Source organism: Tepidibacillus infernus (genome assembly GCF_048898065.1).
GTDB classification, from domain to species: Bacteria; Bacillota; Bacilli; order Tepidibacillales; family Tepidibacillaceae; genus Tepidibacillus_B; species Tepidibacillus_B infernus.
This window is the reverse complement of sequence record NZ_JBLWFI010000001.1, coordinates 311,239-336,889: the sequence shown is the minus strand read 5'-3', so window position 1 is coordinate 336,889 and position 25,651 is coordinate 311,239. Positions and strand designations below refer to the sequence as shown.

The following is a 25,651-nucleotide window of genomic DNA, read 5'->3' as shown; positions in this document are numbered from 1 at the left end:
GAACCCTTAAAAGGCCTGCTATTTCATGCCAAGTAATTTTTTCATTTTATAAAATAATCCTTGTTTTTCCTCTAGATTGATTAAAGGAACAGTTTCCCCTAAAATCCGACGGGCAATATTACGATAAGCGATTCCTGCAAAGGTCTCGGGATTTAAGGCAATCGGCTCACCATGATTAGAAGATTTAATCACATGCTCATCATCTGGAACAATGCCCAATAGATCTATAGCTAAAATGGAAACAATCTCTTCCACATCTAGCATGTCTCCCTTTTTCATCATGTGAGGACGTATCCGATTGATCACTAATTTGGGAGAGCTAATATGACGTTCAGCCTCCAATAAGCCAATCACTCGATCTGCGTCACGGACTGATGCTGTTTCAGGCGTTGCAACAACAACAGCATGATCTGCACCTGCCACTGCGTTTTTAAACCCTTGTTCAATTCCCGCTGGACAATCGATTAGAATATAATCAAAGTCTTTCTTTAATTCATTCACGATCTCTTTCATCTGTTCTGGATAAATAGCATTTTTATCTTTGGTTTGTGCTGCTGGTAATAGAAAGAGGTGATCAAATCGTTTATCTTTGATAAGGGCCTGCTGTAATCGACAGGAACCATCAATCACATCAACCAAATCGTAGATAATTCGATGTTCCAGTCCCATCACTACATCTAAATTCCTTAAACCGATATCTGTATCGACCAAGCATACTTTTTTTCCAGATAAAGCAAGGGCCGTTCCAATATTAGCGGTTGTTGTGGTTTTACCAACTCCACCTTTTCCAGAAGTAATGACGATTGCTTCTCCCATTTTAACCCCTCCCCTAAATCACCGAATTCATAATCTTTTTAAACTTAGTAAAATACTGTATTGGATCGATGACAACCTGATCATCTTTTACATAAGCATATTCTTGGATTGCATGTTTTTCCCATTGATCAGGAGATCGACTCACCACATCAGCAATTCGTAATTGTGTTGGTTTCATCACGGATGCTGCAATAACCGCATCTTTATTCCCCCCAAAACCAGCATGCGCCAACCCACGTAACGAACCAAGGATATAAATATCCCCAGTCGCTATTATATTCCCGCCAGGATTTACATCACCGACAAAAAGTACATTTCCCTCAAATCGATATACCTGTCCTGAACGTATCGTCCCTGAGATCAATTGAACCTGATCTTCCGGTTGTTTTTTTAATTCATCTTCTTCGCTTTCAAAAGAATGGATATATAAATTCCCCTGAATTTTTACTACATCCTTGATCAATTCCTTTTGAAAGGGTGTCAACTTTCGATTTCCTGTTTTTACTGTGACTCTCATGATTGGACCTGTTAAAATCGCTTGATGGCTATGTTCTAATTTTTCCTTTATTTCTTCAATGACATCGTCAAATAAACAATCATCATTTAAAAGGAACATTAGGCCATCTTTGGTCCCTTTGATGATTACATTTTGTTTCATAGTCATCGCCAAAGATCACCTCGTTCTTTTACAATTCGCCAAGTTATTGATTATTCCTGCTTAAGATTCGATCCATTTTTATAGATTTCTAAATAGGCCTTTACGATCTCTCTCGCAATCGGCCCTGCAGTTGAGCCACCATAACCACCATGAGGGACAATAATGGCAAAAGCAATTTCTGGATCCTCATATGGTGCATATCCAATCAATACAGCATTATCTTCTTTTCTTCGATCCGAGGACTGAGCCGTACCCGTTTTTGCAGCAACTCTTATAGGGAGATTTCCTAAGCTGCTATAAGCTGTTCCTCCTGGCTGGGTTACCAAAAGCATTCCTTCTTGTACGGTTTTTAAATTTTCGGGTGATATTTCTACTTTATTTAACACCTTAGGTTCTCGTTTAAATAATATTTTTCCGCTTGTTCCTGATGGGGTTCCTTCTTCAATCGCTTGCACGAGGTAAGGTTGCATACGGTAACCCCCATTAGCAATTGTACTTACATATTGAGCTAATTGTAATGGCGTAAAAGTGTCATTCTGCCCAATCGATTGTTGAACATAGTTGCTATTTGGGAAAGTAGTTCTTTTTTCTTTTCCATTCACTTTGATTGTTTTAGAACTCATTGCAATCATTCCTGGTAGTTCTTCAGGAAGGTCAATCCCTGTATTTACACTCCCTAGGCCAAACATTTGATCATAATACCGCATCTTTTCCATGGTTTTTGAAAGACCATATTTTGCTCTCATTCTCATGACGACTTCAGTCATAAAAATATTACTTGATTTTTGTAAAGCAGTTTGAGGATTTAAGTTGCCGTAGGCGTGACCTTGCGCATTTCTCATATAGATTGGATTACCCAATGGATCCTTATCATATTGAATTCTACCATTGTCAAAAATATACGTATTTGGAGTAATCACGCCTTCTTGTAATCCCATAAGAACAGTTAATGGCTTCATGGTAGAACCCATTGGAAAACGACCGCGTATAGCCGTATTTGCCTCATAAGGCATAATTTTCTCTTTATAAAGCTCAGTGGAAATTGAGCCATTATACCAATTGGGATCAAACCGGGGATAGTTTCCCATTGCCAAAATAGCTCCCGTTTTCGGGTTCATCACCACAGCCGTAGCAATTTCGACATCTTTTGCCGGTTTTATAGGCCTATTTTTAATTTCATTGACTTGTTTTTCTAATGCCTTTTCTACTTCATCTTGAAACCTTTTATCAATACTTAAAATGAGGTTATTACCCGGAACAGGGTTCGTAAACGATTTTTGCTCCACTGTTTCATAATCACTGTTTACTTCAACAACATATTCCCCATCTTTTCCATGCAAGACTTCCTCATATTGCTTTTCTAATCCATATCGCCCAATGCGATCGTTTAATTTATAACCTAAGGCAAGGTAGTAGTCCAATTTAGAACTAGGAATGTTACGGGTATATCCTAAGACATGACCCATAAAATCCCCATTGATATAATTGCGCATCTGGTCTGGAATCACTTCAATTCCAGGTAATTCCGACTTATGTTCTTCAATAAAAGCTCTGGTTTTTTCATCAATATCTACGCGAATCGTTCTAGGAATATATTTTGAAGCCCTAAAAAAAGGACCCACATCCATATCATTTAAAATTGTTTCTTTTAATTTTTGCTTGTCTTCATCAGGCTTAACAAGAATATCTGCTAAATAGGCTGCAATTTGTTCGTAATCTTGTTTTTGGTTTTCATTGATTTGGAACGTAATCGTCCAAACTGTTTTGTTATTCACAAGCACCTCATGGTTCGCATCCATAATCAATCCACGCGGTGCAGTAAAAGGAATCTCTTTAACTCGATTTGTATCAGCTAAAGCTTTATATTTAGCCCCTTCTACTAATTGAACAAAAGATAGGCGGAAGATAATGACAGCAAACAAAAGAAACACAATAAAAAATAAGATATTGATCCGTATTAAAGAAATGGGTTTCTTTTCTTTGGTTTTTTTCTTCATTGTCATCACCTCACTCTATACTAGCCATCTTTTCTTTTTTCTTGTATAAGTCTGAAATATGGTTTATACACCAATATAGCAAAAGCAACATTCACAACAACAGATGGGATCATTAAGTGTAACATTGACCATTCTATAGATATATCAATCAGATGAAATAGACGTAACATTCCATATAGATAGAGTTCAAAAAGGAGCTGGCTAAAAAGTTGAAACAAAACATAGATTGATAAAGAAGGATGAAAATATTGAATTAACCATCCACTAAAATAACCAATAGCAGCCATTCCAATCGTATAGACCCCAATTACATTTCCATAGACAATGTCTTGAAGAAATCCAAAAAAAAGTCCTACATACAAGCCATAAGTTTTACCTTTAAAAATTGAGATGAAAATGATTGTGGCTAGAACAAAACGAGGAACAATCCCATATGAAGAACCATATCGATCAGCGGTCAGGAATTGGAAAATTGTACCTTCAAAAAGGAAAAGAAGAAAAAGTAAACCATTGATCCAACCTTTCCCCATTACTTTACCTCCTTCGATGGTGTCTCTTCAGATTCTTGTACTGTTCCACTGTTAATCGATTGAACATTGGTTTTCATCACAATATATACTTCATTTATATGGTACAGATCTGCTGCAGGTTGAACATATGCTGTTTTGGTTAAACCTCCATTTTCTCCTTCTTCTACCCTAACCACTTTTCCGATCACTATCCCTGAAGGAAATACGCCACCTAAATTTGAGGTAGTAACCAATTGTCCAGGCTCGATCACAGCATCGAGGTCAATTTTTTTTATTTGCAATTCATTTCTCTTTTTGTCATAACCCTCAACCACACCATATGTCATAGGTTCACTTTGAATAGCAGCAAAGATAAAGCCACCATCTGTGCTACTAGAGACCAATTGGACGGTAGAAGAAAAACTAGACACACTATATACTTTCCCAATCAAACCTTGGGTCGTAATAACTGCCATATCTTTTTTGATCCCATCGTTTGAACCTTGATCTATGATAAGCATATTATTCCAGCGGTCAGGAGATCTGGCAATAACCTGTCCTACTTTAAGTTGGTACTGGTTGACTGCCTTCTCCTTGTAATCTAGCATTTCTTTTAATCGTTTATTTTCGTCTCGCAGCTGATTTAATTCTGCAACGACTTGTGAATATTGATGTAATATCTTTTTAAGTGACTTATTTTCTTTGTAAGTCAAGGTGTAATTGTTGATATCTTCAAAGAAACCCGCTATTTTGCTAGCGGGTTTATATAAAATACCTTGGGTTAGCGAGATGGTATCTTTTAAAAATTTCTCTGGCCATGTTAATTCACGATGATTAAGCGTTAGTCCCATTACGATGACCAAAATAATTAAACTAAACAAAATAATAATCAGATGCTTATTACTAAATAACTTAGAAAACAATCCAAACACCTACTCGTTCTCTATTTGTTCGGTCAAACCTTACCCCTATTTACTTTTCTTTGATCGTTTTCCTTTATCCTTGTCTTTAAATAAATGCATATGTTCTAAAGATTTTCCTGTACCAATGGCCACACAATCTAATGGATTATCCGCGACAACAACTGGCATACCTGTTTCATCACTAAGTAAACGATCTAGATTTCGTAATAAAGCCCCGCCACCAGTTAGTACGATCCCTCGATCCATAATATCTGCTGCTAATTCAGGTGGGGTCTTCTCCAATGTAATCTTTACAGCTTCGATAATGTTATCTACTGTATCAGTTAAGGCTTCAGCAATTTCCTTGGAAGTCACAGTAATTGTTTTTGGCAAACCTGTGATGAGGTCACGTCCTCTGATTTCCATCTGTTCATCCTTAATCGGTGCAATCGCTGCTCCAATATCGATCTTTAATTGTTCTGCCGTTCTTTCCCCAATCATTAAACTATACACTTTTTTGATATATTGAGTAATGGCTTCATCCATTTCGTCCCCACCCACACGGATAGAACGACTACTTACAATTCCACCTAGAGAGATAACCGCTACTTCAGTTGTTCCACCACCAATATCTACAACCATACTACCTGTTGGCTCCCAAACAGGTAAATCTGCACCAATAGCAGCGGCTAAAGGTTCCTCAATCACTTCAGCTTCTTTAGCACCAGCTAGTTTTGCAGCATCAATGACTGCTCTTTTTTCCACTTCTGTAATACCAGATGGAACACAGACCATGATATATGGTTTTCTTGGGATCAAACCACGATTTTTTACTGCTTGGCTAATAAAGTAGCTGATCATTCTTGCTGTTGTTTCAAAATCAGCGATTACCCCATCCTTCATTGGGCGTCTTGCCACGATACTTCCAGGTGTTCTCCCAATCATTTGTTTGGCTGCATTACCTACCGCTCTAATCTCTTTCGTTTCATTATTAATGGCTACTACAGAAGGTTCTCTTACAACTATTCCTTTTCCTTTAACATACACTAATGTATTTGCTGTTCCTAAATCTATACCGATGTAACGTCCACTAAACATAATAAAAAGTCTCCCTTCGCCCTATACAAATGATGTCATAAAAGTTTACCAATCAATTTAAAATTATACTTCAATAAAGAAATAAATCCATCACCATTTTTAGGTAAAAAATCCTTTATCTTTTAACGATGTATATCGTCCATCACCAATTACAAGATGATCTAACAGATCAATCCCCAAAATCTCACCTGCTTGTGCTAAACGCTTTGTCACATCAATGTCTTCACGACTAGGTGTTGGATCACCACTTGGATGGTTATGTGCAACAATTATCGCCGAAACACTTTTCTTAATTGCCGGTTTAAATACTTCACGAGGATGAACAATTGAAGAATTTAATGTTCCAATGGTGATTACCTCTTTTGCCAAGATTTGATTCTTGGTATCTAACAATAAAGCAACAAATTGTTCTTGTTTAAGATATCTCATATCTTCCATTAAATAATCAGCAACATCCTTTGGGGAACGAATTGTCACTTTATCTTGAGGAGAATGTTTTGCTATTCTTTTACCCAACTCAATCGCTGCTTTTAATTGCACAGCTTTAGCCGGACCTATCCCTCTAATTTTAGTAAGTTCCTCTATAGTAACGTCTAATAAGTTCTGTAATGTTTCCATTTCTGATAAAATTTTTTGGGCAAGTTGAAAAACAGATTCATTACTACTCCCCGTTCGCAACAGGATCGCTAACAATTCAACATTACTTAAACTGTCAGCACCATAATAGATCATTCGTTCCCGCGGACGTTCATCTACAGGAATGTCCTTAACCATTATTTGTTTCATCTGTTCCATGTGAGTTCCTCCAAACATCACATCCGAAGCGTTAGAGGATACATAGAGGTTTAGACTATGCTTTTAGGATGGATCATATCCTTTAAAATTTGTATACCAAAATCTTTTAATAAGGTAGATAATAAAGCAACAGGGAGCCCAACCACATTGAAATAATCTCCCTCAATTTTTTCAATAAATATGGCACCAAAGCCTTGAATCCCATAAGAACCGGCCTTATCCATCGGTTCCTTCGTCGCAATGTACAAACGAATCTCTTCTTCTGATAAGGGATCCATATATACTTTTGTCATTTGATAAGATGCCTTCACTTCTCTTGTTTTTGCATCAACGACTGCAACTCCACTAAATACCTGATGGGATCTACCTTGTAGTCTGTTTAACATTTGAAAAGCGTCTTCTTCATCCTTGGGTTTTCCTAAAATTTGCCCATCCAATACCACAATTGTGTCAGCACCAATGATGATTCCCTCTTGATAATAGGAAGCAATATCCATAGCCTTTCTTGTTGCCAGCTGTTTCACTATATCTTCAGGGGAATTTGACTCATTATAACCTTCATCTACATCACTTGGATGAACCAAAAAGGAGATTCCAATTAATTCTAATATCTCTCTACGCCGAGGAGATGAAGAAGCTAAAATGATTTTTTCCATTGAAATCACCTATATTTTCGATATAACCAGAATGCTAGGCCTAGACCAATAAAACTAGCTAAGTTTAGTTTAACCTGAACATTGAAATCATACTTCAAAATATTTAAATCTGCGCGTGGGTGCCAAACAATTTGTTGACTTTCCTTCAAAATTGGAAGCCATTCTCCTAGGATTTGTCCAATTAAACTTCCTAAAAGCAATCCACTAATGAGAATAATAACAAATATCAATGTCTGCGGTGCCTTCATCTGTTTCTATTTCTCCCCTAAACAATATATTTTTTGTTTAAAATTGTCATGATATGTCAATTTAAGTGTAGCAAAAGTATCATAAGGTGACAAGCAAAACAACAGAAGTTTCCTTACAAAATTCGAAGGGAGTCGTCACTTTTGTGGGGAGAATGTAAAAAAGACTGCTAGAACTCCTAACAGTCTTAAGTAAATCTTTAAGGTTCATCTAAGAATCAGTTGGGCTCCAGCAATGCCTGGAGCAGTCATTTCTTTGGTATCTAAAATCAGTTCTAGTTCCTCTTCTGTGAGTAAACCTCTTTCTAAACAAATTTCCCTTACAGGTTTGCCTGTTGTTAATGCTTCCTTTGCCACCTGTGTTGCAATCTCATATCCCACATGCGGATTAATCGCGGTTACAATGCCCACACTATTTTCAACCAATTGTTTACAACGTTCCACATTTGCCGTTATTCCATCAATTAAATATTGGGTGAAAACACGAATACCATTTTGAAGAATACTTAATGATTGCAAAAGATTAAAAACCAATACTGGCTCCATTACATTTAACTCTAATTGGCCTGCCTCTGAAGCTAAGGAAATAGTATGATCATTGCCAATGACTTGGAAAGCTATCTGGTTAATCACTTCTGCCATAACAGGATTCACCTTACCAGGCATAATAGATGATCCAGGTTGCCGAGGCGGTAAATTGATTTCATTGAATCCAGTGCGAGGACCAGAGGCCATCAATCGCAAGTCATTAGCCATTTTCGAAAGGTTAATCGCTAATATTTTAAGTGAAGATGAGACTTCTGTGTAAGCATCTGTATTTTGAGTTGCATCCACAAGATTTTTGGCATTTTTTAAAGGTAGACCCGTAATTTCAGCTAAAATTTCTACAACTCGCTTAATATATTGAGGCATGGCATTTAATCCAGTTCCAACAGCTGTTGCTCCCATGTTCACTTCTCCAAGGTGTTGAACGGATTGTTGAATCCGAGTGATATCACGGCTAATCACATTGCCATATGCGCTAAATTCTTGCCCTAAACGAATAGGCACTGCATCTTGAAGATGAGTTCTACCCATTTTAATTACATCGTCAAATTCTTGCGTTTTCTTCTCCAATGATTGATGTAGTTCCTTTAATGCTTCAATCAACCCCTTGGATAAGTTGAAAACAGCAATATGTATAGCAGTTGGAAAGGCATCATTGGTGGATTGAGCCATATTGACATGGGTATTAGGGCTTACTAATAGGTAATTTCCTTTTTCCCCACCCATGATTTCAATAGCACGGTTGGCAATTACTTCATTCGCATTCATATTAAATGAAGTTCCTGCTCCACCTTGAATAGAATCAACAATAAAATGTTCATGCAATTTACCTTCTATTACTTCTTCAGCCGCTTGAATAATCGCACCAGCTATTTTTTTGTTTAATACCCCTACCTCTGAGTTAGCCATTGCAGCCGCTTTTTTTACATAGCCAAAAGCCCGAATTAATTCCTTGTGTGGAGGATATCCCGTAATGGGAAAGTTTTCTACTGCACGCATGGTTTGAATTCCATAATAAGCATCTTTTGGTACTTCTTTTGTGCCTAACAGGTCTTTTTCTAGGCGAAATTCACTCATCTAAGGTTACCCCCATGTAATTTCAAAATTTACCATCCTTATTATCTCACTGAGGCAGTAGAAAAACAATCAATATTCAATTTTTTTAACTTACTTTAGGAAAGATGGACTGATAATTCATTTTATAATTCATCAATGCCTCTTGAATTTTCCAGGCATATTGAGGATTGGGATTTTTTTTGTATGCATTCAGTGCGGTTATCGCATAGTTCATCTGCTCCGTCATTTTTTGTACGATATTTTGTTCGTTTAATTGATTATGCTGTGTAAGTAAACCAGTTAATACTTGACCCTCATTGATAAATTCTTGGTGGCTTTTAATGATTGTAGCATCTTCTACCTTCTCGTTTAGATTAGTTAACATTTTTACTGATTGGTCGGTTAAAAGAATGACTAGTTGTTCGCCTGTATTGATCCATTTTGTGAAGCTTTCAGCTGTTTGCTTTGACATATTACCGTTAAAAGCAGGGATCACATACTCTTTTACATAGGCTTCCATACCGCTTTCTGTTAAGATTTCTTTTAACTTATCTGCGTTTTCTTTTCTTATTGCAATCCCCATAAATACCCGGTAAGGTGCGCTATTTGTTACCACACCTACTTTCCCTTTATTCACAAGCGTATTGATCACATTTTGCGCCCCAGTTTGGTCAGAAAATACCCCAGCTTGAATCATATACATGAATTGCTCTGGAACCAATGCAATAGCTCCTTGATTCTGTTCAGGATTATTCACCACAGAAATTTCATTGATCGGAGGGGTAGTAGGGGCCGCATCACCATTCATCATTGGATAAACAAAATATTGAAGAACGATCCAACCAAATAATAACCCAGTTGCAATGGCACTTACTCCTGCTGCAAACGTTTTTAGCCAAAGTAAATTCGAGTGGGAGGAATTTCTTTTTCTCTTTGAACTATTCCTAGGTAGTAGTTGATCATTATACATTTGGCGATTTTCTAATTGTTCATCAATTTCAATATCATATTTAGGTTTCGAATGTTCTTTTTCCAAGATGTTTTCATCTTTTTTTTCACTTTTCTTTTCGCTTTGCTTTTCGTTTTTTGTATTTTGATTTAGTAATTCGATAGGTAATAATAGGGATTCTGTAGGTTCTTTTTTCGATAGGGTGGGTTTTACACTTGGTATCGTTAGTTCTTTTTCCATATTCCAGGTAATCGTTTCCTTATTTCTTTTATCAAGAGGTTTCCATGCTCTTACATTTACTTTTGGTTTGTCCATCCTCAAACACTCCTTGTCCTAATCTCTTAATCCCATATATATGTATTTAGAAGATTAATAGAACATGGAGAACAAAAAAAGTAGAAAGAAATACACGGACAACGCAGCGCGTTGGAATGTACAAACTTATTTTATTGGATTTGTTCGATTTTCAGGTTTGTAAGTTGGGATGGCTGGAAGGTTTGGAATCAAGTCTTTCAGCTCAGGGTAAAAATAGGTATATAACGTTAATTCTGCTGTCAGTTTAGTGCTTGCTTCGCTTTCTCCACTTACTTCCCATTTCCAATTGACTAAATCAATCAATCGCTCCGATTCATAAACATCTTGAATAAAAGCTCTCATTCTATCATAATCTCCCTCTAGCTTTAACTGAATTGCTAGAGTTTGCAATCCATTAGTTGGTTGCTCCGAACTTTTAGCTTGATTCGACTGTCTTTGCATTTCATCCATATTAATCGTGAGTATATCGATATCATTCTTGTCTGCTATTTGATTTAAATACAACAAAATCTGAGGTACCCCTTTATTCGCAGGTAAATGGACAGAATAATTAGTAACTTCCTTAGAGATCGGTTGTTTTTTTATTTTGGCTATTTGCTCTGATGTCAAGGTGGATAGTTCTTTTTCTTGCTCAATCTCATTTACGATCTGGTCGATTTGTTTATCTAACCGATTCACTTTATAAAAGTAAAAGCTTCCCATCAATACAAAAAAGGCGAAGAGGAGAAGTAATGCTTTTTTACCTTCATTCATTCTTATAATTCCCCTCCTTTATGGCTAAGGATGGAAGATTAAGATCGATTTGAATTGTAATTTGATAAACGTCTATTTCAGGTGGTTGTATCAACGTTTCTGTAGGTTCCTTTGTTATTGTAAGATTGCTTTCAGAAACCAATATGTCTTGGATATACGTTTCCTGTGTCGTTGTTTCCTGTGTGTTAATAAAATTAGCTTCCTTTATCCATTCGATTTGATTTAACCATTGAATATATTGTCCCACTCTTTCTAATGAATGAAAATAACCGATCATCTCTATTTTCCCATTATTTTTCCAGCTCATGCTAATAATATTTCCATCTTTTGGTAATTTTTTGCTAATCTCATCTACTAATGATATCCAATTGATATGAGCCGAATCTAACTGTTTTATGGTTTCTAAATAAAGAGCAGGCAATTGACGTTCTTGCCTCATTTGATTTAATTGATTTGTAGAAGCCTTACGTTCTTTTTTTAGTTGCTCTAAAATCTGCGTTTGACTCGTTAACTGGTTAGATTTACTCCAGATTTGTAGCCCTACAAAGGAACTATAGACAATGACAATCAAACCTATTACAACTGCTATCGGCCAAAGAAATTTTTTAGTTGTCGGCACCTGTGGTAATAAATTAATTTCCATGGCCATGTCTCACCTCTTTAAAAAGCATACCAGCAGCCACTTCATATCCCAATAATTGTTCATTAGTCATAGGAACAGTGATTTGTTTAGGCTGACAAGTCAACTGATGAACAGTAACATCAATTCGCTCTTGTAAGTATTGGTAGAAACTATCCGTAAAAGGAAGATCAGTAGCAATCCAACATCCTTTCATTCGTTTGTCCCTCTTGTTTAAGGTATATTGGAAGAAATTGATGGCCCGCTCTATTTCATTTCCTAAGTCGAAGACATAGGATTGGTAATTCTCCTTCTTTTGAATTCTTTCCAACAAGGTTTTTGCATCCAAAACTTCTTCAACCGACAAATCAGATAAAAACGATGTAATAACCATGGGAATATGCCGAGTAAACCAAACAATTCCTTCATCTAAGATATGAATATCGATGCCTTCTTTTGTTACATATGACAGAAGGATCGGTTCATCCTTTAGTTGTGGATGTAGCTGTTTAAACAAACGATAAAGGCTTAAGGCTGGAATATCGATGATTTTTGCTTTCAAACGGTTTTCTTGCAGCCCTTCAACTAGTGGATAAATGAGTTGACCTGGTGCAGCTACTAATACGACTTGGGCAGCCAATTCCCCTTCTTCATTCAATATTGGTTCTTTTGTTTTTATTTTTACTAGGTCTATAATCGGTTGTTCAAACGGAAGATGGATAGTACTCCCTATTTCGAATTGTACCATTTGCTTTAAATCTTTTTCTTGCACGTCAGGCAAAGTAAGCTGTCGGACAATAATGAATGAACTTGGAATCACAAGATGTACCGATTTAGCTTTAATCTTATATTGTTTTACTTGAGTTTTTAACAACTCCGTCCATTTCTTTTTATCTAGTATCCCACCTTCATCTACGATGGAATTTTCTATGGAAAATACTTGATGAACGGTAGAGATTTCCCTTTCTATTATCGAAGCTTCTAAAAAACGAATCTTGTGCTCTTCAAATACAATCGATAATAGCCGTTGTTTTTTTGAAAAAATATTTCTCATGTTGATCCTACCTCCTCCCCGTCAAAAACAATATCTTGTTCAAATGATAATAAGATGCTTAATCTACTTTCCAGCTTATAATGCTTAGCCCCTTTACCTTGTACCCTTTATTCCAACCATTGTGGTTTCCGTTATCATTGCCTTCATCTTGTATGTTTTCTTTGTCTTTGTCTTTGTCTTTATCTTTTTCCTTCTTTTGTTTGTCAATTTCATCAAGCCACTTATACCAACCATAATGGTTGCCATTTGTCGCGGTGAAATCAAACTCAACGGTGATCTTTGTGGAATAAACTAGATTGCCGTTTGTCGCCGTTCCTGTGGAAATTAAGTGTTCTCCATCTTGAACGACTTGAAACTCTAATTTTATCTTATCTTCAGATAATATCGTATCAGTTAACGGGAATTCAGAGATCGTATCACGGTTTTTAAGTCCTATTTTCTTACCGTTCCCGTTCCCATTTTCATTCCCATTTCCATTATTATTTTTCTCACCATCTACTTCATCTTCTTCTTGTCCAGCAAATAGACCAATAAGATCAATTCCCCTCGCTATCCCTGCCTCTGCAGCGTAATATGCTTGCATTTTTAATTCTTCTTTTAATACATTTTGATGATGTGTAAATAAAACATATAGCAAGCTTGTCCCTAATATACCAATGATCGTTGTGAATAATAGGACCATGATGAGTGCAGAACCATTCTCTTTATTCAATTGATTCTTGATTTGGCACATGGATCTCATCCTTAATTCTTTTTATCATCTACTTGAGAAAAAATGGTTATTTCAATAGGAGCAGATTGATTTTGATTCATAAATTCTATTGAAAGGTTAACACCTATTCTGTTCCCTTGTATTCTTTTTACAACTTGAAAGGAAGAAACATCTTTCAACAAGGTAAGTTCAGAGTCTTTCATTTTGATTTTTTTCGTAACTTGATCATATTCAATTGAAATGGATGGTTCAATATTTTTTGTAATCGTGACTGATATGGCATTTCCTAAGAAATCTGTCTGAATAGTTATGTCACTAGCATCTCGGACTTGATTGGAAAACCATTGAATAAAAAAAGCGGACTCATCATTTTTAAAAGAGCCTTCATTGATTTCTTTATGACTTTTTAGAAAGTAAAGTTGAACAGAAGAGATCGCCAAAATAATCACACTTAGGATCATAATCACAGCTAATAGTTCAATTAATGTAACCCCTTTTTGATTCCTAAAGTATTTTCTCATCATTTTGGATCCCTTACTTCTGTCATTAAAAAGGTCAAACGTTGATTTGGATCAATATTTTGCCAATAGACACTTACTTTGATTTGATCCAATTTCGATTGATTATTTTTACTTACTTCTACTTGTGTTTTATATGACTCGTCTGTATAAACCCCAGCCATTTTTGAATCGATCTTTGCTTCTTCCATATACTTTTGAGCAAGCGAAATAGCTTTTACTTTTCTTAGATCATCGATGTAGGAGGAATAACTATACCCCAATAGCTGAAAAACAGGAATAATGATGATTGCTAAAATAGTAATGGCAGCAAGTAATTCAATCAGGGTAATCCCCTTTTGATTCTGTATATATTGATTTTTCAAAGGGACTACCTCCTTTTGAATTGTTAATATAACCCAAGATACCACTGCCAGATTTGATTTCCAAGGAAATAAGTAATCATTGTTCCAATAAAAATAAAAGGTCCAAAAGGAATCAATTGCTTTTGTTTTACAACCCCTAATAACATCAGGATTCCACCAATCACGGCACCGATCCCTGTCGACAAAAAGAGTGCCAGCAAGGTGTTTTGCCATCCTAAGACCAAGCCAATGAGGAAGAATAACTTAATATCCCCACCACCCATTCCACCTCGACTTAAAATAGCAATTAGTAAGAGTAACCCTCCACCTAAAACTGCGCCAATCCAATAATTCCAAATCGATAATGGATGAATCCAAAAACGAAGAATCAAAAATAAGGCGATCCCAAAATAAGTAATACGGTTAGGAATCACTTGATACTTAAGATCGCTTAAGGTAGCGGCGATCATGATCATAGCAAAAGGATAAGCGATGATAAGCTCCTTAGAAAAACCAAAAGAAAACTGAATCAAAAAAAATAGAACAAGAGTCAAAAGCTCTCCTAATGGATAAATAGGAGAAATCTTAACCCGACAATATCGACACTTTCCCTTTAACCCGATGTAGCTTAAAACAGGAATTAAATCTAGTACAGATAAACGATGTTGACAAGATGGGCAATGGGAAGGTGGATAAATAATCGATTCATTTTTGGGTATGCGTAAAGCGACTACATTTAAAAATGAGCCGATAAATAAGGTTAAGAGAATATAGATTGTCCAAAATAGTAAATTCATAGAGATCCCTCGATTTTTAAAAAATAGGGAAGTGCCAACTCAGGAAAGTTGGCACCTGAAGATAATTGAGTATAAGTTTATTTTAGTTTGCAGTTACAGTCACTTTTCCATTAGAATCAATTGTAGCACTAAAATTAGTCTTACCTTTTTCTTTTGGTACGGGAACTTCTTTTAAATATCCCTTGTCAACTAATACACTTAATTGAACCGGTTCAGTTTCTGAAGTTGGAGTTGTAATGTCTCCCTTAATAGCTGCCCTTTGAACAGCATCTGCTATAATTGCTATTGATGCTTCGTCAGTATTCTTGCCAGCATCAGAGATCTGATTAACAACTACCGGAACAGCCACTGCTGCAATAATACCTAAGATCACAATAACAGCCAGTAACTCAATTAAAGTAACACCGCGTTGATTCTTTACATGTTTACGTATCATTTCTCTCATGGTTCTCACCTCCCATTTCTCTTTTTATCTTTACATAAAAGTATTAACTTTGTTGTGGCCACTGAGGATCGCACTCTCGGCCACACTAACTCCCAATCAGATTATAAATTCCAAACATCGGCATAATAACAGCCAGTATTATTGTACCGACAATCACCGTTAAAAAAACGATCATCAATGGCTCAATCAATGATTTTAATTGGTCTGTCATCGTTTCTACATCAGCTTCATAAAAATCCGCCACTTTATTCAACATTTCATCAATCGAACCCGTTTCTTCTCCAATCGCCATCATATGTGTTAATAATGGTGGGAAAAGCGGATTTTTTTTCAAAGGTTCGTGTAAAGGATTGCCTTGGCGCAAATGGTCTCTTGCATCGCGAATTGGTTTTGCAATCGCTTCGTTATTCACCACTTGACTCACCATCGTTAAGGCCTGAAGAATCGGTACGGCACTCGCTAATAAGGTACTAAAGGTTCTTGAAAATCTGGATAAAGCCGATTTTTGCATCAACTTACCAAATACAGGAATTTTTAATTTCGCATAATCTAAATAGTATTTCCATTTCAGGTTTTTACTAACCATATATAAAGAACCAACGATAAGAAGAACAAATCCGATCAGCATATACAACTGATGGATAAAAAAGTTACTGATTCCAATCACAATCCTCGTTGGGAGTGGAAGCTCCGCACCAAAATCGGCATACATATTCACAAACCCTGGTACTACTTTAATTAGTAAAAAGATGGTTACGAGAACGGCAAAGATACTGACCACTGTTGGATAGGTTAAAGCCGATTTTACCTTTTTCCTTGTGTTACTCTCTTTCTCTAAAAAAATGGCAACACCATTTAAGGTTTCATCTAAATTCCCGGAAATTTCCCCTGCTCTTACCATGTTGATGATTAAAACAGGAAAAATTTTAGGGTGGTTGGAAAGTGCTGAAGAGAAGGTTTCTCCATTTCGCACATCTGCTTCAATTTGTCGTAGGATTTTACGAAATTTTTTGTTTTCTGTCTGTTCAGTTAAAACAAATAAGGCATCAATAATTGTAACCCCTGCTTTGATTAAGGTAGCTAACTGTCTAATGAATACTACTAATTCTTCCACTTTGACTATTTTTCCAATTTCAATTTCTCTTTTTAAAGCATTGGTTCTCGATTTTTTAATTTGTAGAATATAGAAGCCTTGATTTTTTAATTCCATAATCGCCATATCTCGTCGATCGCTTTCGATGGTCCCATTGATTCGATTTCCTTTTCGATCAACGACTAGATATTGAAATTGGGCCATCCTTCTCACCTACTTATACATTCCAATTAAGTACCACTTTTTTTGCTATCTCATCATTAATTTTCCCTTGTGCAACTAATTGCTTTAATGCCATTTCCATCGTTTTCATACCAAACCCTTTTCCTGTTTGCATCACGGTTTTAATTTGATGAACCTTTTCCGTGCGTATCAGATTGGCTACTGCAGGTGTATTCACCAAAATCTCCATTGCCACCACTCGACCTTTTTCATCAATCGTTGGTATTAGCCTTTGTGAGATGATTCCTACTAAAACCGATGCAAGCTGAATACGAATTTGTGATTGTTGGTAGGCAGGAAATACATCGATGATTCGGTCGATCGTATTCGCTGCATCAGTCGTATGTAAGGTAGCAAAAACCAAATGGCCTGTTTCTGCTGCAGTAATAGCGGTTGAAATGGTTTCTAAATCTCTCATTTCTCCTACTAAAATAACATCTGGGTCTTGACGTAAGGAGGAGCGCAATGCAGTTGCAAAACTAGAAGAATCAACACCGATCTCACGTTGGTCAATTAAACTTCTTCCATGGCGGTGTAAGTATTCGATCGGATCCTCCAACGTAATAATATGCTTATCTTGAGTCTGGTTAATCAGATCGATCATGGATGCTAAAGTTGTTGATTTTCCACTGCCTGTTGGTCCAGTTACCAAGATTAGCCCCTGCGGTTTTTCAATAAAGGTTTTCAAGATTGGAGGAGCCCCTAATTCTTCTAAACCAGGAATTTTGGTAGGAATGACGCGAACAGCCAAACTTACTGTCCCTCTTTGTTGATAGGCATTGATTCTAAATCTTGAGATACCAGGGACTCCATAGGAAAAATCTAATTCTCTCTTTTCTAAAAACTCTTGGTATTGGCTTTCTGTTACAATTGATCTTAAAAAATCTACCGTGTCCGTAGGGGTTAACACAGTATCACCCATCGAAACGAGTTTCCCATGAATGCGAAAGGTAGGTTTTGCCCCTACTGTAATATGTAAATCAGAAGCTTGTCGGTTAAATGCTTCTAGCATTAACTCTTCAATCGAATACATATCGATTCACCTCAATCATTCATCGTCGCCCTCATTACTTCTGAAATCGTAGTTAACCCAAGGCGTACCTTTTTCAGTCCATCTTCGACCATTGTGACAAAACCCTTTTCTTTAAAATACTCTCTATAGGCTGAATCGGGCTTTTTCTCTACAATCATTTGTTTCATTTGCTCATCTAATTCTAACAATTCATGAATGGCAATTCTACCTCGATATCCAGTACGATTGCATTTAGAACAGCCCCGTCCTTTTAATAGTTTGGGCTTGTCTATATGATATTGATCAAGTAACAATTGTTCCTCAATAGTTGGCCTATATTCTTCAGCACAATCGGTACAAACCCTTCTAACTAGCCTTTGGGCAACCACGCCACTTACAGAAGAAGAGATAAGAAAGGGCTCTATTCCCATATCGATTAACCGAGTCATACTTGATACGGCATCATTGGTATGTAATGTACTTAAAACCAGATGTCCTGTTAGTGCAGAACGGATTGCCATTTCTGCCGTTTCTGTATCACGAATTTCCCCAACCATGATAATATTAGGATCTTGACGTAAAATAGATCTTAAACCTTTAGCAAACGTTAGTTCAATTTTTTCATTTACTTGAACTTGGTTAACTCCTTGCAGTTGATATTCCACAGGATCTTCTACAGTGATGATATTTACATCGTCATGATTTAATTCATTAAGTGCTGCATAGAGTGTGGAAGTTTTCCCACTACCAGTTGGTCCTGTAATTAAGATCAATCCATATGCTTTTTTAAACATTCGGCGAAATTTTTGTGCATGCTCTTCTGTAAAACCAAGTTGTTCAATGTGTTTTACTGCTTGACTTAAATCTAATAATCTTAAAACTACTTTTTCACCATTAACGGTAGGTAGAGTAGAAACCCTAATATCTATGGTACGATGGTCAATTACCATTTGGATACGGCCATCTTGAGGCAGTCGTTTTTCAGCAATATTAAGGTTCCCCATCACCTTTAGTCTTGCTGTTACAATTGGTTGCATATGTTTGGATACCGTTTGTTCCGTACGAATGACGCCATCGACACGAAAACGAATCCTTAATTCATGATCTGTCGGATCAAAATGGATGTCACTTGCTTGTTGCTGAACGGCATTTTGAATAATTTGATTCACCATTCGACGAATCGGTGCATCATCCGATTGATTCTCTTCATCTTCATCTTCCTCTTTTGGAAGTTGTTGCATAATCTCTTTTACTGTTTCCTGCATCCCGTAATAGCGATCAATCGTTTTTGATAATTCATCTTTGGTTGCAATCACAGGTTCAATTTGAAAACCGGTGGTCATTCTCAAATCATCAATTGCATAATAATCTAAAGGATCAGCCATGGCAACAGTAAGTTTATTTCCTTTTTTTTTAATTGGAATAACTTGATAACGAATAGCTAACGATTCTGGAATAATCTGGGCGATTGAGCGATCGATCTGATATTTATATAAACTAACGTGAGGGATTCCTAATTGGAATTCTAATACTTCGATCAATTGTTGTTCTGTAATAAAACCATTTGTAATCAGGGTATCTCCTAATCTTTTTTTGGTTTGCTTTTGGATCTTTAATGCTTGCTCTAACTGCTCCTGTGTAATTAGACCACTTTCTACTAAAATATCTCCGATCCGTTTTTTTGCCATAAAAAGTATCCACCCTTCAACCCACGGAATAGGACTATTGAACTATAATTCTTAATCTTTATATATTCGTTAAAAGGAGTCGTTTCCCTGCAATGATTCAATTGTTAATCAAGGAAATTTTTTTAAAAAACTGTGGCAAAAGGAAAGACACCCTTCACAACAAGAAGGATACCTCATTGGTCACAATCATTCGATTTCTTTTTTCTTTCTCTTCCAAACCTCTGCCAGTTGGGAAGCTACCTTCCAAATATCTCCTGCTCCCATCGTTAGGATCAGATCATTTGGTCTTGATGATTCAACTAAATAGTCGAATACTTCTTCTTTTGTAGGAAAAAATTTCACGTTTCCATTACTGTTTTGGCGGATTAATTCCACCAATTTTTGAGCATTAACCCCTTCAATCTTATTATCACCCGCAGGAGAATAGATATTGGTGATGATTACTTCATCTGCTTCTGCAAAAGCACGGCTAAATTGATCTAAAAGGAAAAAGGTTCGTGTATAACGTTGAGGTTGAAATACAGCTACAATTCTCTTTTCTGTTGCTTTGGCAGCACTAATCGTCGCTTGAATTTCTGTAGGATGATGGGCATAGTCATCAACAACAGTCATTCCATTATATTCCCCAATCACTTGGAATCTTCTTTTCGCTCCTGTGAATTCATGTAAAGCCCGAGCAATTCCTTCAAAGGAAATGTCTGCTTCAAGACCAACAATCAGGGTAGCCAATGCATTTAAAACATTATGCTTTCCGGGAATTGATAATTGCACTTGCCCTAACTCTTTTCCATGATAAACAGCAGTAAAAGAAACCGTTCGATCGATAAAAGTAAGCTCTTTTGCATACATGTCCGCCCTTGGATCAAATCCGAACGTGATCACTTTTCCTTTTAGGTCTGGAAGGAGCTCTTGTATGTAAGGATCATCGTAGCACACGACAGCGATCCCGTCATGTTTAACTTGATTAAGAAACTTGCAATAAGCTTCTTTTAAATTATCAAAATTTCCATCATAGTTTTCTAAATGATCGGCTTCAATATTGGTTACAACAGCAATTGATGGAAAGTATTGCAGAAAAGTCCCATCGCTTTCATCGGCTTCAGCAACCACATATTCACCTTTCCCAGCTTTAGCATTACTGCCAATATTCAAAACCTCTCCACCGATTACAAAGGTTGGGTCTAATTGATTATATTCCATGACTAAAGCTATCATTGAAGAGGTTGTTGTTTTTCCATGAGCTCCAGCAACAGCAACCCCTTTCTTTTCATTTAAAAGTCTTGCCAACATCTCAGATCTGTGAATAAGGGGAATATTCTGTTTCTCCGCTGCTAGCAATTCGATATTGTTTTTTGGGATATCTGTGGAATAGACAACTAATTCTGCACCGTCAATATTGGATTCGTGATGGCCAATAAAAATATTTGCTCCCCTTGCGCCTAACTTATCTGTTAACTCTTTACGAGTGACATCAGATCCACTTACTTGATAACCTAAATCAAGCATGACGCGTGCAATGGCACTCATCCCATAGCCACCAATCCCTATAAAATGAACATGTTGTGTTTTATTCACCTTATTCACCAACCTTCAATTCTTTTCACGTTCGTTTAAAAGAAACCGACGAACATCAGAAATCATATACAATGACCCAGTAATGATCACCAAATCATCAGGATCAGCCATTTGAATCGCCCGATCAACAGCTTGTTGCCAATTAGAAATCTCTATCACTTCTTTTTGTTGATCAATAGAATGAATCTTATTTCTTACATCTTCTGCTTTTGCCGCTCTTGGAAAATCAGGTTCTGTCACAATCAGCAGATCAGCAATGGAATGTATCGCTTGATAAAAGTTGCTAATCGCTTTATCTGCTAAAATCCCTGTAACCATAATACAGCGCTGATAAGAAAATAGAGAAATGGCCTCTGCTAAGCTTTTAGCCCCCTCAGGATTATGAGCTCCATCGATCACGATTTTGGGCTGTTCAGAAAGCACTTCTAGTCGACCTGGCCAAAACGTGCTTTTCATCCCTGAATAAAATGCCTCTTCATCTATATAGAAAGCATAGAACTGCCGCAAAACATCTAATGCCATAAGTGAGACAGCCGCATTTTTCACTTGGTGTGGGCCTAACATCCTAATTTGAATCTCAGGCATGGTCAAAAAAGGGTCTGTAAAATCAAAGGAACTTCCCTCTTGATTTATTTTATTGGCAGTAAAAGTAAAGTGTTCATTTAACTGATAAATTGGGGCTTTTTTAGACGCAGCCATTTCCTTGATCACTTGTAAAGCCTCTTCATCTTCAACTCCAGAAATAACTGGAACTCCCGGTTTGATAATCCCCGCCTTTTCCCATGCAATTTCTTTGATGGTATCTCCTAATAGATTCATATGATCGTATCCCACATTGGTGATCACAGATACAATAGGGTGAACCACATTGGTGGAATCTAGCCTTCCTCCAAGCCCTGTTTCCCAAACCACTACATCAGGATAGGCTATAGTCGCAAAATATTGAATAGCAATCGCTGTTACCACTTCAAACTCAGTTGGCGCCCCCAATTCCAAATGGGAAAGCTCTTCAGCTAAAGGGATCACCTGATTTAAGGTCTTAACTAAGTCCTCGCCAGAAATATCCTTGCCATTTACTTGAATTCGATTGGTAAATTCAATTAAATAAGGGGAGGTAAAGGTACCTACTTTATAACCAGATTTCCTTAAGACTTGGCTAATAAAGCTTACTGTTGACCCTTTACCGTTCGTCCCTGCAACATGGACAAATTTAACCCTTCGTTCAGGATGGTCTAATCTCTCTAACATCCATTCCATACGATCTAGTCCTGGTTTAATCCCTAATGTTTTTAAACTGTGAATCCATTCAATTGCTTCTTCCTTTGTTCTCACTTTACCTAACCCCATGACAATCCACCACTCTCAAAATATACTATGACATTTTTAGCTCTTTGATTCTTGCTAATACTTTGTCTCTTTTTTCTAGATAGTCTTGCTCTTTTTCTTTTTCTTTGGCTATAACGTCAGCAGGTGCTTTATCTACAAAACCTTTATTAGCTAATTTCTTTTGAACTCGTTCTACTTCATAATTAAGGGTCTCTAATTCTTTTTCCAATCTGCTTATTTCTTGACTAATGTCAATTAAGCCAGTTAAAGGCAAATAAATCTCTGCTCCTGTCACAATTGCGGACATTGCTTTTTCAGGTGAAGTAACCTCTGTAGAGATTTCTAAGGTTTCTGGATTACAGAACTTTTTAATATATGAGATTCCTTTGAGTAAAATCTCTTCATTGGTTTTATTCACTGGTTTAATGAGAAGCTGAATTTTTTTGCTTAATGGCACGTTGACTTCTGCACGGATATTACGAACAGAGCGGATCACATCCATTAATAATACCATTTCTTTTGCTGCTTGTTCATTAACAAATTCTTCACGATATTCTGGCCAGCTTGCTAGAGTAATACTTTCCCCTTCATGTGGAAGGTGTTGCCAAATCTCTTCTGTAATAAATGGCATATAAGGGTGTAACAAACGTAAGGTACGATCTAAGACATAGGTAAGAACCGATTTCGTCGTTTTCTTCGCTTGCTCATGGTCACCATATAAAGGAAGTTTGGCTAATTCAATATACCAGTCACAAAATTCATCCCAAATGAAGTTGGTCAACATTCTTCCAGCCTCACCAAATTCATATTGTTCTAACAGTCTTGTGACAGCTTTTACTGTTTCATTAAAACGATGTAAAATCCATTGATCCGCAGTCATTAATGTACCTGATAAATCAATATCTTTTACAGAAAAATCGCCTAAGTTCATGATGGTAAAACGGGAAGCATTCCAAATTTTATTTGCAAAATTACGGGCAGCTTCTACCCTTTCAAAATGGAATCTTAAGTCTTGCCCAGGCGTACCCCCTGTTGCCAGCATGAAACGTAGGGCATCTGCGCCATATTGATCAATCACTTCGATTGGATCAATTCCATTTCCTAGGGATTTGGACATTTTTCTTCCTTCACTATCACGAACCAAGCCGTGAATATAGACATTTTTAAATGGATTTTCTCCAGTAAATTCTAGGGCAGTGAAGATCATTCTTGCCACCCAAAAGAAGATGATGTCATATCCAGTTACCAATACATTTGTTGGATAAAATCTTTGTAAATCTTCCGTTCGCTCTGGCCAACCCATCGTTGAAAATGGCCATAAACCAGAACTAAACCAAGTGTCTAAAACATCTTCATCTTGTTTAAGATGGGTGTGGCCACAGTTTAAACATGATTTTGGCTCTTCCATTTGGACGATCGTTTCGCCACAATCTTCACAGTACCAAGCAGGTATACGATGACCCCACCATAATTGTCTGGAAATACACCAGTCGCGAATATTTTCAATCCAATTTAGATAGATCTTTTCAAAACGTTCTGGTACAAAGTGAACACCATTACCGCTTTTTTGTTGTTGAATTGCTTTTTCTGCCAGAGGCTTCATCTTCACAAACCATTGGGTAGATAAATAGGGTTCAACAACCGCCCCTGTTCGTTGACTATGTCCAACAGAATGAAGATGTTCTTCAATTTTAAAAAGAATCCCTTGTTCCTGAAGATCTTTGACAATTTGTTTACGACATTCAAAACGATCCATGCCTTGATATTTTCCAGCATTCTCGTTCATATGTCCTGATTCATCCATCACTAAAACCTGTGGAAGTTGATGACGTAAGCCAATTTCAAAGTCATTCGGATCATGGGCAGGTGTTATTTTTACTGCACCACTTCCAAACTCTTTTTCAACATATTCGTCTGCAATAATTGGAACCTCACGGTCTGTAATAGGTAAGACTACCGTTTTGCCGATTAAATGTTGGTAACGTTCATCATTTGGATGCACAGCAACCGCAGTATCCCCTAACATGGTTTCAGGACGAGTAGTGGCAACGACAATATGACCACTTCCATCCTTCAGTGGGTATTTCATATGATATAAAGCACCCATGATTTCTTTATATTCTACTTCAATATCTGATAAAGCGGTTCTTGCTTCTGGATCCCAGTTAATAATATATTTTCCACGATAGATGAGTCCTTTTTCATAAAAACTAACAAAAACCTTACGAACTGCTTGGGATAAGCCTTCATCAAGGGTAAAACGCTCTCTAGAATAATCTAAAGAGAGTCCTAATTTGGCCCATTGTTCATGAATTCGATTAGCATACTTTTCTTTCCATTCCCATGCGTGCTCAAGAAATTTTTCCCGCCCAAGATCATAGCGGCTAATCCCTTCTTCTCGAAGCTTTGCCTCTACTTTGGCTTGCGTCGCTATTCCAGCGTGATCTGTTCCTGGTAACCATAAAGCGTCATATCCCTGCATTCGCTTCATCCGAATGATGATATCCTGTAAAGAGAAGTCCAATGCATGACCAATATGCAACATCCCTGTCACATTGGGTGGTGGAATCACAATACTATAGGGTTGTTTTGATGTATCTTTGCCTGCTTTAAAAAATTCGTGCTCTAACCAATATTCATACCACTTTTTCTCAATATCCTTCGGATCGTATTGAGTTGGGATTTGTAATTCAAGTTGTTCAGCCATTGATTTTCCTCCTATTCATAATACCCATAAAATATAAAAAACCCTTTCCATCCCAAAGGACGAAAAGAGTTTGTTTTCGCGGTGCCACCTTTGTTCATGAAACACAACTAGCTTAGACCTAGCTCTATTTGTGTGTTCATGCACTCAATCAGTAACGGTTGATGATCCGGTCCATTCTACATCATTTCAAATGGACAACTTCAGGGCGACCTTCAGTAACTTCTGCCTTAGGAAACCTTACAGC

General features: G+C 37.0%; 25 protein-coding genes and 1 other annotated feature (1 of these 26 cut by a window edge). All 25 genes read right to left on the bottom strand.

Annotation, left to right across the window (positions count from 1 at the left end):
- Positions 1 to 18 precede the first annotated feature (18 nt).
- Positions 19 to 816, bottom strand: a complete 798-nt coding sequence (gene minD / locus TEPIDINF_RS01665) for a septum site-determining protein MinD (protein ID WP_068723096.1) — start codon at positions 814 to 816, stop codon at positions 19 to 21.
- A 13-nt stretch (positions 817 to 829) separates the two neighbouring features.
- Positions 830 to 1,480 (bottom strand): septum site-determining protein MinC, encoded by a 651-nt coding sequence (gene minC, locus TEPIDINF_RS01660; protein ID WP_068723094.1) that lies wholly within the window; start codon positions 1,478 to 1,480, stop codon positions 830 to 832.
- A 44-nt stretch (positions 1,481 to 1,524) separates the two neighbouring features.
- Positions 1,525 to 3,471: a peptidoglycan D,D-transpeptidase FtsI family protein gene (locus tag TEPIDINF_RS01655; protein WP_421691241.1), complete on the bottom strand. Its 1,947-nt coding sequence runs from the start codon at positions 3,469 to 3,471 to the stop codon at positions 1,525 to 1,527.
- Between the two features lie 20 nt (positions 3,472 to 3,491).
- Entirely contained in the window at positions 3,492 to 4,001 is a 510-nt protein-coding gene (gene mreD / locus TEPIDINF_RS01650) for a rod shape-determining protein MreD (RefSeq protein ID WP_068723090.1), read from the bottom strand.
- Entirely contained in the window at positions 4,001 to 4,903 is a 903-nt protein-coding gene (gene mreC, locus TEPIDINF_RS01645; RefSeq protein ID WP_068727401.1) for a rod shape-determining protein MreC, read from the bottom strand. Before mreC ends, mreD begins: the two co-directional genes overlap by 1 nt.
- A 45-nt stretch (positions 4,904 to 4,948) precedes the next feature.
- A complete protein-coding gene (locus tag TEPIDINF_RS01640; RefSeq protein ID WP_421691240.1) occupies positions 4,949 to 5,980 on the bottom strand; it encodes a rod shape-determining protein in 1,032 nt (343 codons plus the stop codon).
- A gap of 99 nt (positions 5,981 to 6,079) precedes the next feature.
- Complete coding sequence (radC, locus tag TEPIDINF_RS01635; RefSeq protein WP_082732334.1) at positions 6,080 to 6,775, bottom strand: RadC family protein; 696 nt, start codon at positions 6,773 to 6,775, stop codon at positions 6,080 to 6,082.
- A 50-nt stretch (positions 6,776 to 6,825) separates the two neighbouring features.
- Positions 6,826 to 7,431, bottom strand: coding sequence for a Maf family protein (locus TEPIDINF_RS01630; RefSeq protein WP_421691239.1), 606 nt, complete (start codon positions 7,429 to 7,431; stop codon positions 6,826 to 6,828).
- Between the two features lie 5 nt (positions 7,432 to 7,436).
- A complete protein-coding gene (locus TEPIDINF_RS01625) occupies positions 7,437 to 7,679 on the bottom strand; it encodes a DUF4321 domain-containing protein (protein ID WP_068723084.1) in 243 nt (80 codons plus the stop codon).
- Between the two features lie 204 nt (positions 7,680 to 7,883).
- On the bottom strand, positions 7,884 to 9,299 hold the full coding sequence (gene aspA / locus TEPIDINF_RS01620) for an aspartate ammonia-lyase (RefSeq protein ID WP_068723081.1): 1,416 nt from the start codon (positions 9,297 to 9,299) through the stop codon (positions 7,884 to 7,886).
- A gap of 85 nt (positions 9,300 to 9,384) precedes the next feature.
- A complete protein-coding gene (locus tag TEPIDINF_RS01615) occupies positions 9,385 to 10,542 on the bottom strand; it encodes an SPOR domain-containing protein (RefSeq protein ID WP_421691238.1) in 1,158 nt (385 codons plus the stop codon).
- Positions 10,543 to 10,668: 126 nt separating this feature from the next.
- The gene (pilO, locus tag TEPIDINF_RS01610) at positions 10,669 to 11,295 is read right to left on the bottom strand and encodes a type 4a pilus biogenesis protein PilO (RefSeq protein WP_421691237.1); all 627 of its coding nucleotides are present in this window, start codon (positions 11,293 to 11,295) and stop codon (positions 10,669 to 10,671) included.
- Positions 11,288 to 11,938, bottom strand: coding sequence for a PilN domain-containing protein (locus tag TEPIDINF_RS01605; protein WP_068723075.1), 651 nt, complete (start codon positions 11,936 to 11,938; stop codon positions 11,288 to 11,290). The genes pilO and TEPIDINF_RS01605 overlap by 8 nt, the downstream gene beginning before the upstream one ends.
- Positions 11,928 to 12,968 (bottom strand): type IV pilus biogenesis protein PilM, encoded by a 1,041-nt coding sequence (gene pilM / locus TEPIDINF_RS01600; RefSeq protein ID WP_068723074.1) that lies wholly within the window; start codon positions 12,966 to 12,968, stop codon positions 11,928 to 11,930. The genes TEPIDINF_RS01605 and pilM overlap by 11 nt, the downstream gene beginning before the upstream one ends.
- Positions 12,969 to 13,026: 58 nt before the next feature.
- Positions 13,027 to 13,701, bottom strand: a complete 675-nt coding sequence (locus tag TEPIDINF_RS01595; protein WP_421691236.1) for a hypothetical protein — start codon at positions 13,699 to 13,701, stop codon at positions 13,027 to 13,029.
- 11 nt (positions 13,702 to 13,712) lie between these two features.
- Entirely contained in the window at positions 13,713 to 14,204 is a 492-nt protein-coding gene (locus TEPIDINF_RS01590) for a type IV pilin protein (protein WP_068723070.1), read from the bottom strand.
- Positions 14,201 to 14,563 carry a prepilin-type N-terminal cleavage/methylation domain-containing protein gene (locus tag TEPIDINF_RS01585; protein ID WP_068723067.1) on the bottom strand — a complete coding sequence of 121 codons (363 nt, stop codon included), beginning with the start codon at positions 14,561 to 14,563 and terminating at the stop codon, positions 14,201 to 14,203. The genes TEPIDINF_RS01590 and TEPIDINF_RS01585 overlap by 4 nt, the downstream gene beginning before the upstream one ends.
- Before the next feature lie 23 nt (positions 14,564 to 14,586).
- Positions 14,587 to 15,339: a prepilin peptidase gene (locus tag TEPIDINF_RS01580; protein WP_421691235.1), complete on the bottom strand. Its 753-nt coding sequence runs from the start codon at positions 15,337 to 15,339 to the stop codon at positions 14,587 to 14,589.
- 82 nt (positions 15,340 to 15,421) lie between these two features.
- Positions 15,422 to 15,784, bottom strand: a complete 363-nt coding sequence (locus TEPIDINF_RS01575) for a competence type IV pilus major pilin ComGC (protein ID WP_068723065.1) — start codon at positions 15,782 to 15,784, stop codon at positions 15,422 to 15,424.
- Between the two features lie 85 nt (positions 15,785 to 15,869).
- Positions 15,870 to 17,081, bottom strand: coding sequence for a type II secretion system F family protein (locus TEPIDINF_RS01570; RefSeq protein WP_068723063.1), 1,212 nt, complete (start codon positions 17,079 to 17,081; stop codon positions 15,870 to 15,872).
- Between the two features lie 13 nt (positions 17,082 to 17,094).
- Entirely contained in the window at positions 17,095 to 18,132 is a 1,038-nt protein-coding gene (locus tag TEPIDINF_RS01565) for a type IV pilus twitching motility protein PilT (RefSeq protein ID WP_068723061.1), read from the bottom strand.
- An 11-nt stretch (positions 18,133 to 18,143) separates the two neighbouring features.
- Positions 18,144 to 19,799 carry a GspE/PulE family protein gene (locus TEPIDINF_RS01560; RefSeq protein WP_421691234.1) on the bottom strand — a complete coding sequence of 552 codons (1,656 nt, stop codon included), beginning with the start codon at positions 19,797 to 19,799 and terminating at the stop codon, positions 18,144 to 18,146.
- Between the two features lie 186 nt (positions 19,800 to 19,985).
- Positions 19,986 to 21,374, bottom strand: coding sequence for a UDP-N-acetylmuramate--L-alanine ligase (gene murC, locus TEPIDINF_RS01555; protein ID WP_421691233.1), 1,389 nt, complete (start codon positions 21,372 to 21,374; stop codon positions 19,986 to 19,988).
- A 15-nt stretch (positions 21,375 to 21,389) separates the two neighbouring features.
- A complete protein-coding gene (locus TEPIDINF_RS01550; protein ID WP_421691232.1) occupies positions 21,390 to 22,721 on the bottom strand; it encodes a bifunctional folylpolyglutamate synthase/dihydrofolate synthase in 1,332 nt (443 codons plus the stop codon).
- Positions 22,722 to 22,746: 25 nt separating this feature from the next.
- Positions 22,747 to 25,407, bottom strand: coding sequence for a valine--tRNA ligase (locus tag TEPIDINF_RS01545; protein ID WP_421691231.1), 2,661 nt, complete (start codon positions 25,405 to 25,407; stop codon positions 22,747 to 22,749).
- 52 nt (positions 25,408 to 25,459) lie between these two features.
- Positions 25,460 to 25,651, bottom strand: a binding site (T-box leader); it runs 58 nt beyond the window's last position.

Bases quoted from the DNA above. Each gene is read 5' to 3' on its own strand.
- minD (WP_068723096.1), bottom strand. From the start codon at position 816: ATGGGAGAAGCAATCGTCATTACTTCTGGAAAAGGTGGAGTTGGTAAA.
- minC (WP_068723094.1), bottom strand. From the start codon at position 1,480: ATGACTATGAAACAAAATGTAATCATCAAAGGGACCAAAGATGGCCTA.
- TEPIDINF_RS01655 (WP_421691241.1), bottom strand. From the start codon at position 3,471: ATGAAGAAAAAAACCAAAGAAAAGAAACCCATTTCTTTAATACGGATC.
- mreD (WP_068723090.1), bottom strand. From the start codon at position 4,001: ATGGGGAAAGGTTGGATCAATGGTTTACTTTTTCTTCTTTTCCTTTTT.
- TEPIDINF_RS01640 (WP_421691240.1), bottom strand. From the start codon at position 5,980: ATGTTTAGTGGACGTTACATCGGTATAGATTTAGGAACAGCAAATACA.
- radC (WP_082732334.1), bottom strand. From the start codon at position 6,775: ATGGAACAGATGAAACAAATAATGGTTAAGGACATTCCTGTAGATGAA.
- TEPIDINF_RS01630 (WP_421691239.1), bottom strand. From the start codon at position 7,431: ATGGAAAAAATCATTTTAGCTTCTTCATCTCCTCGGCGTAGAGAGATA.
- TEPIDINF_RS01625 (WP_068723084.1), bottom strand. From the start codon at position 7,679: ATGAAGGCACCGCAGACATTGATATTTGTTATTATTCTCATTAGTGGA.
- aspA (WP_068723081.1), bottom strand. From the start codon at position 9,299: ATGAGTGAATTTCGCCTAGAAAAAGACCTGTTAGGCACAAAAGAAGTA.
- TEPIDINF_RS01615 (WP_421691238.1), bottom strand. From the start codon at position 10,542: ATGGACAAACCAAAAGTAAATGTAAGAGCATGGAAACCTCTTGATAAA.
- pilO (WP_421691237.1), bottom strand. From the start codon at position 11,295: ATGAATGAAGGTAAAAAAGCATTACTTCTCCTCTTCGCCTTTTTTGTA.
- TEPIDINF_RS01605 (WP_068723075.1), bottom strand. From the start codon at position 11,938: ATGGAAATTAATTTATTACCACAGGTGCCGACAACTAAAAAATTTCTT.
- pilM (WP_068723074.1), bottom strand. From the start codon at position 12,968: ATGAGAAATATTTTTTCAAAAAAACAACGGCTATTATCGATTGTATTT.
- TEPIDINF_RS01595 (WP_421691236.1), bottom strand. From the start codon at position 13,701: ATGTGCCAAATCAAGAATCAATTGAATAAAGAGAATGGTTCTGCACTC.
- TEPIDINF_RS01590 (WP_068723070.1), bottom strand. From the start codon at position 14,204: ATGATGAGAAAATACTTTAGGAATCAAAAAGGGGTTACATTAATTGAA.
- TEPIDINF_RS01580 (WP_421691235.1), bottom strand. From the start codon at position 15,339: ATGAATTTACTATTTTGGACAATCTATATTCTCTTAACCTTATTTATC.
- TEPIDINF_RS01575 (WP_068723065.1), bottom strand. From the start codon at position 15,784: ATGAGAGAAATGATACGTAAACATGTAAAGAATCAACGCGGTGTTACT.
- TEPIDINF_RS01570 (WP_068723063.1), bottom strand. From the start codon at position 17,081: ATGGCCCAATTTCAATATCTAGTCGTTGATCGAAAAGGAAATCGAATC.
- TEPIDINF_RS01565 (WP_068723061.1), bottom strand. From the start codon at position 18,132: ATGTATTCGATTGAAGAGTTAATGCTAGAAGCATTTAACCGACAAGCT.
- TEPIDINF_RS01560 (WP_421691234.1), bottom strand. From the start codon at position 19,799: ATGGCAAAAAAACGGATCGGAGATATTTTAGTAGAAAGTGGTCTAATT.
- TEPIDINF_RS01550 (WP_421691232.1), bottom strand. From the start codon at position 22,721: ATGGGGTTAGGTAAAGTGAGAACAAAGGAAGAAGCAATTGAATGGATT.
- TEPIDINF_RS01545 (WP_421691231.1), bottom strand. From the start codon at position 25,407: ATGGCTGAACAACTTGAATTACAAATCCCAACTCAATACGATCCGAAG.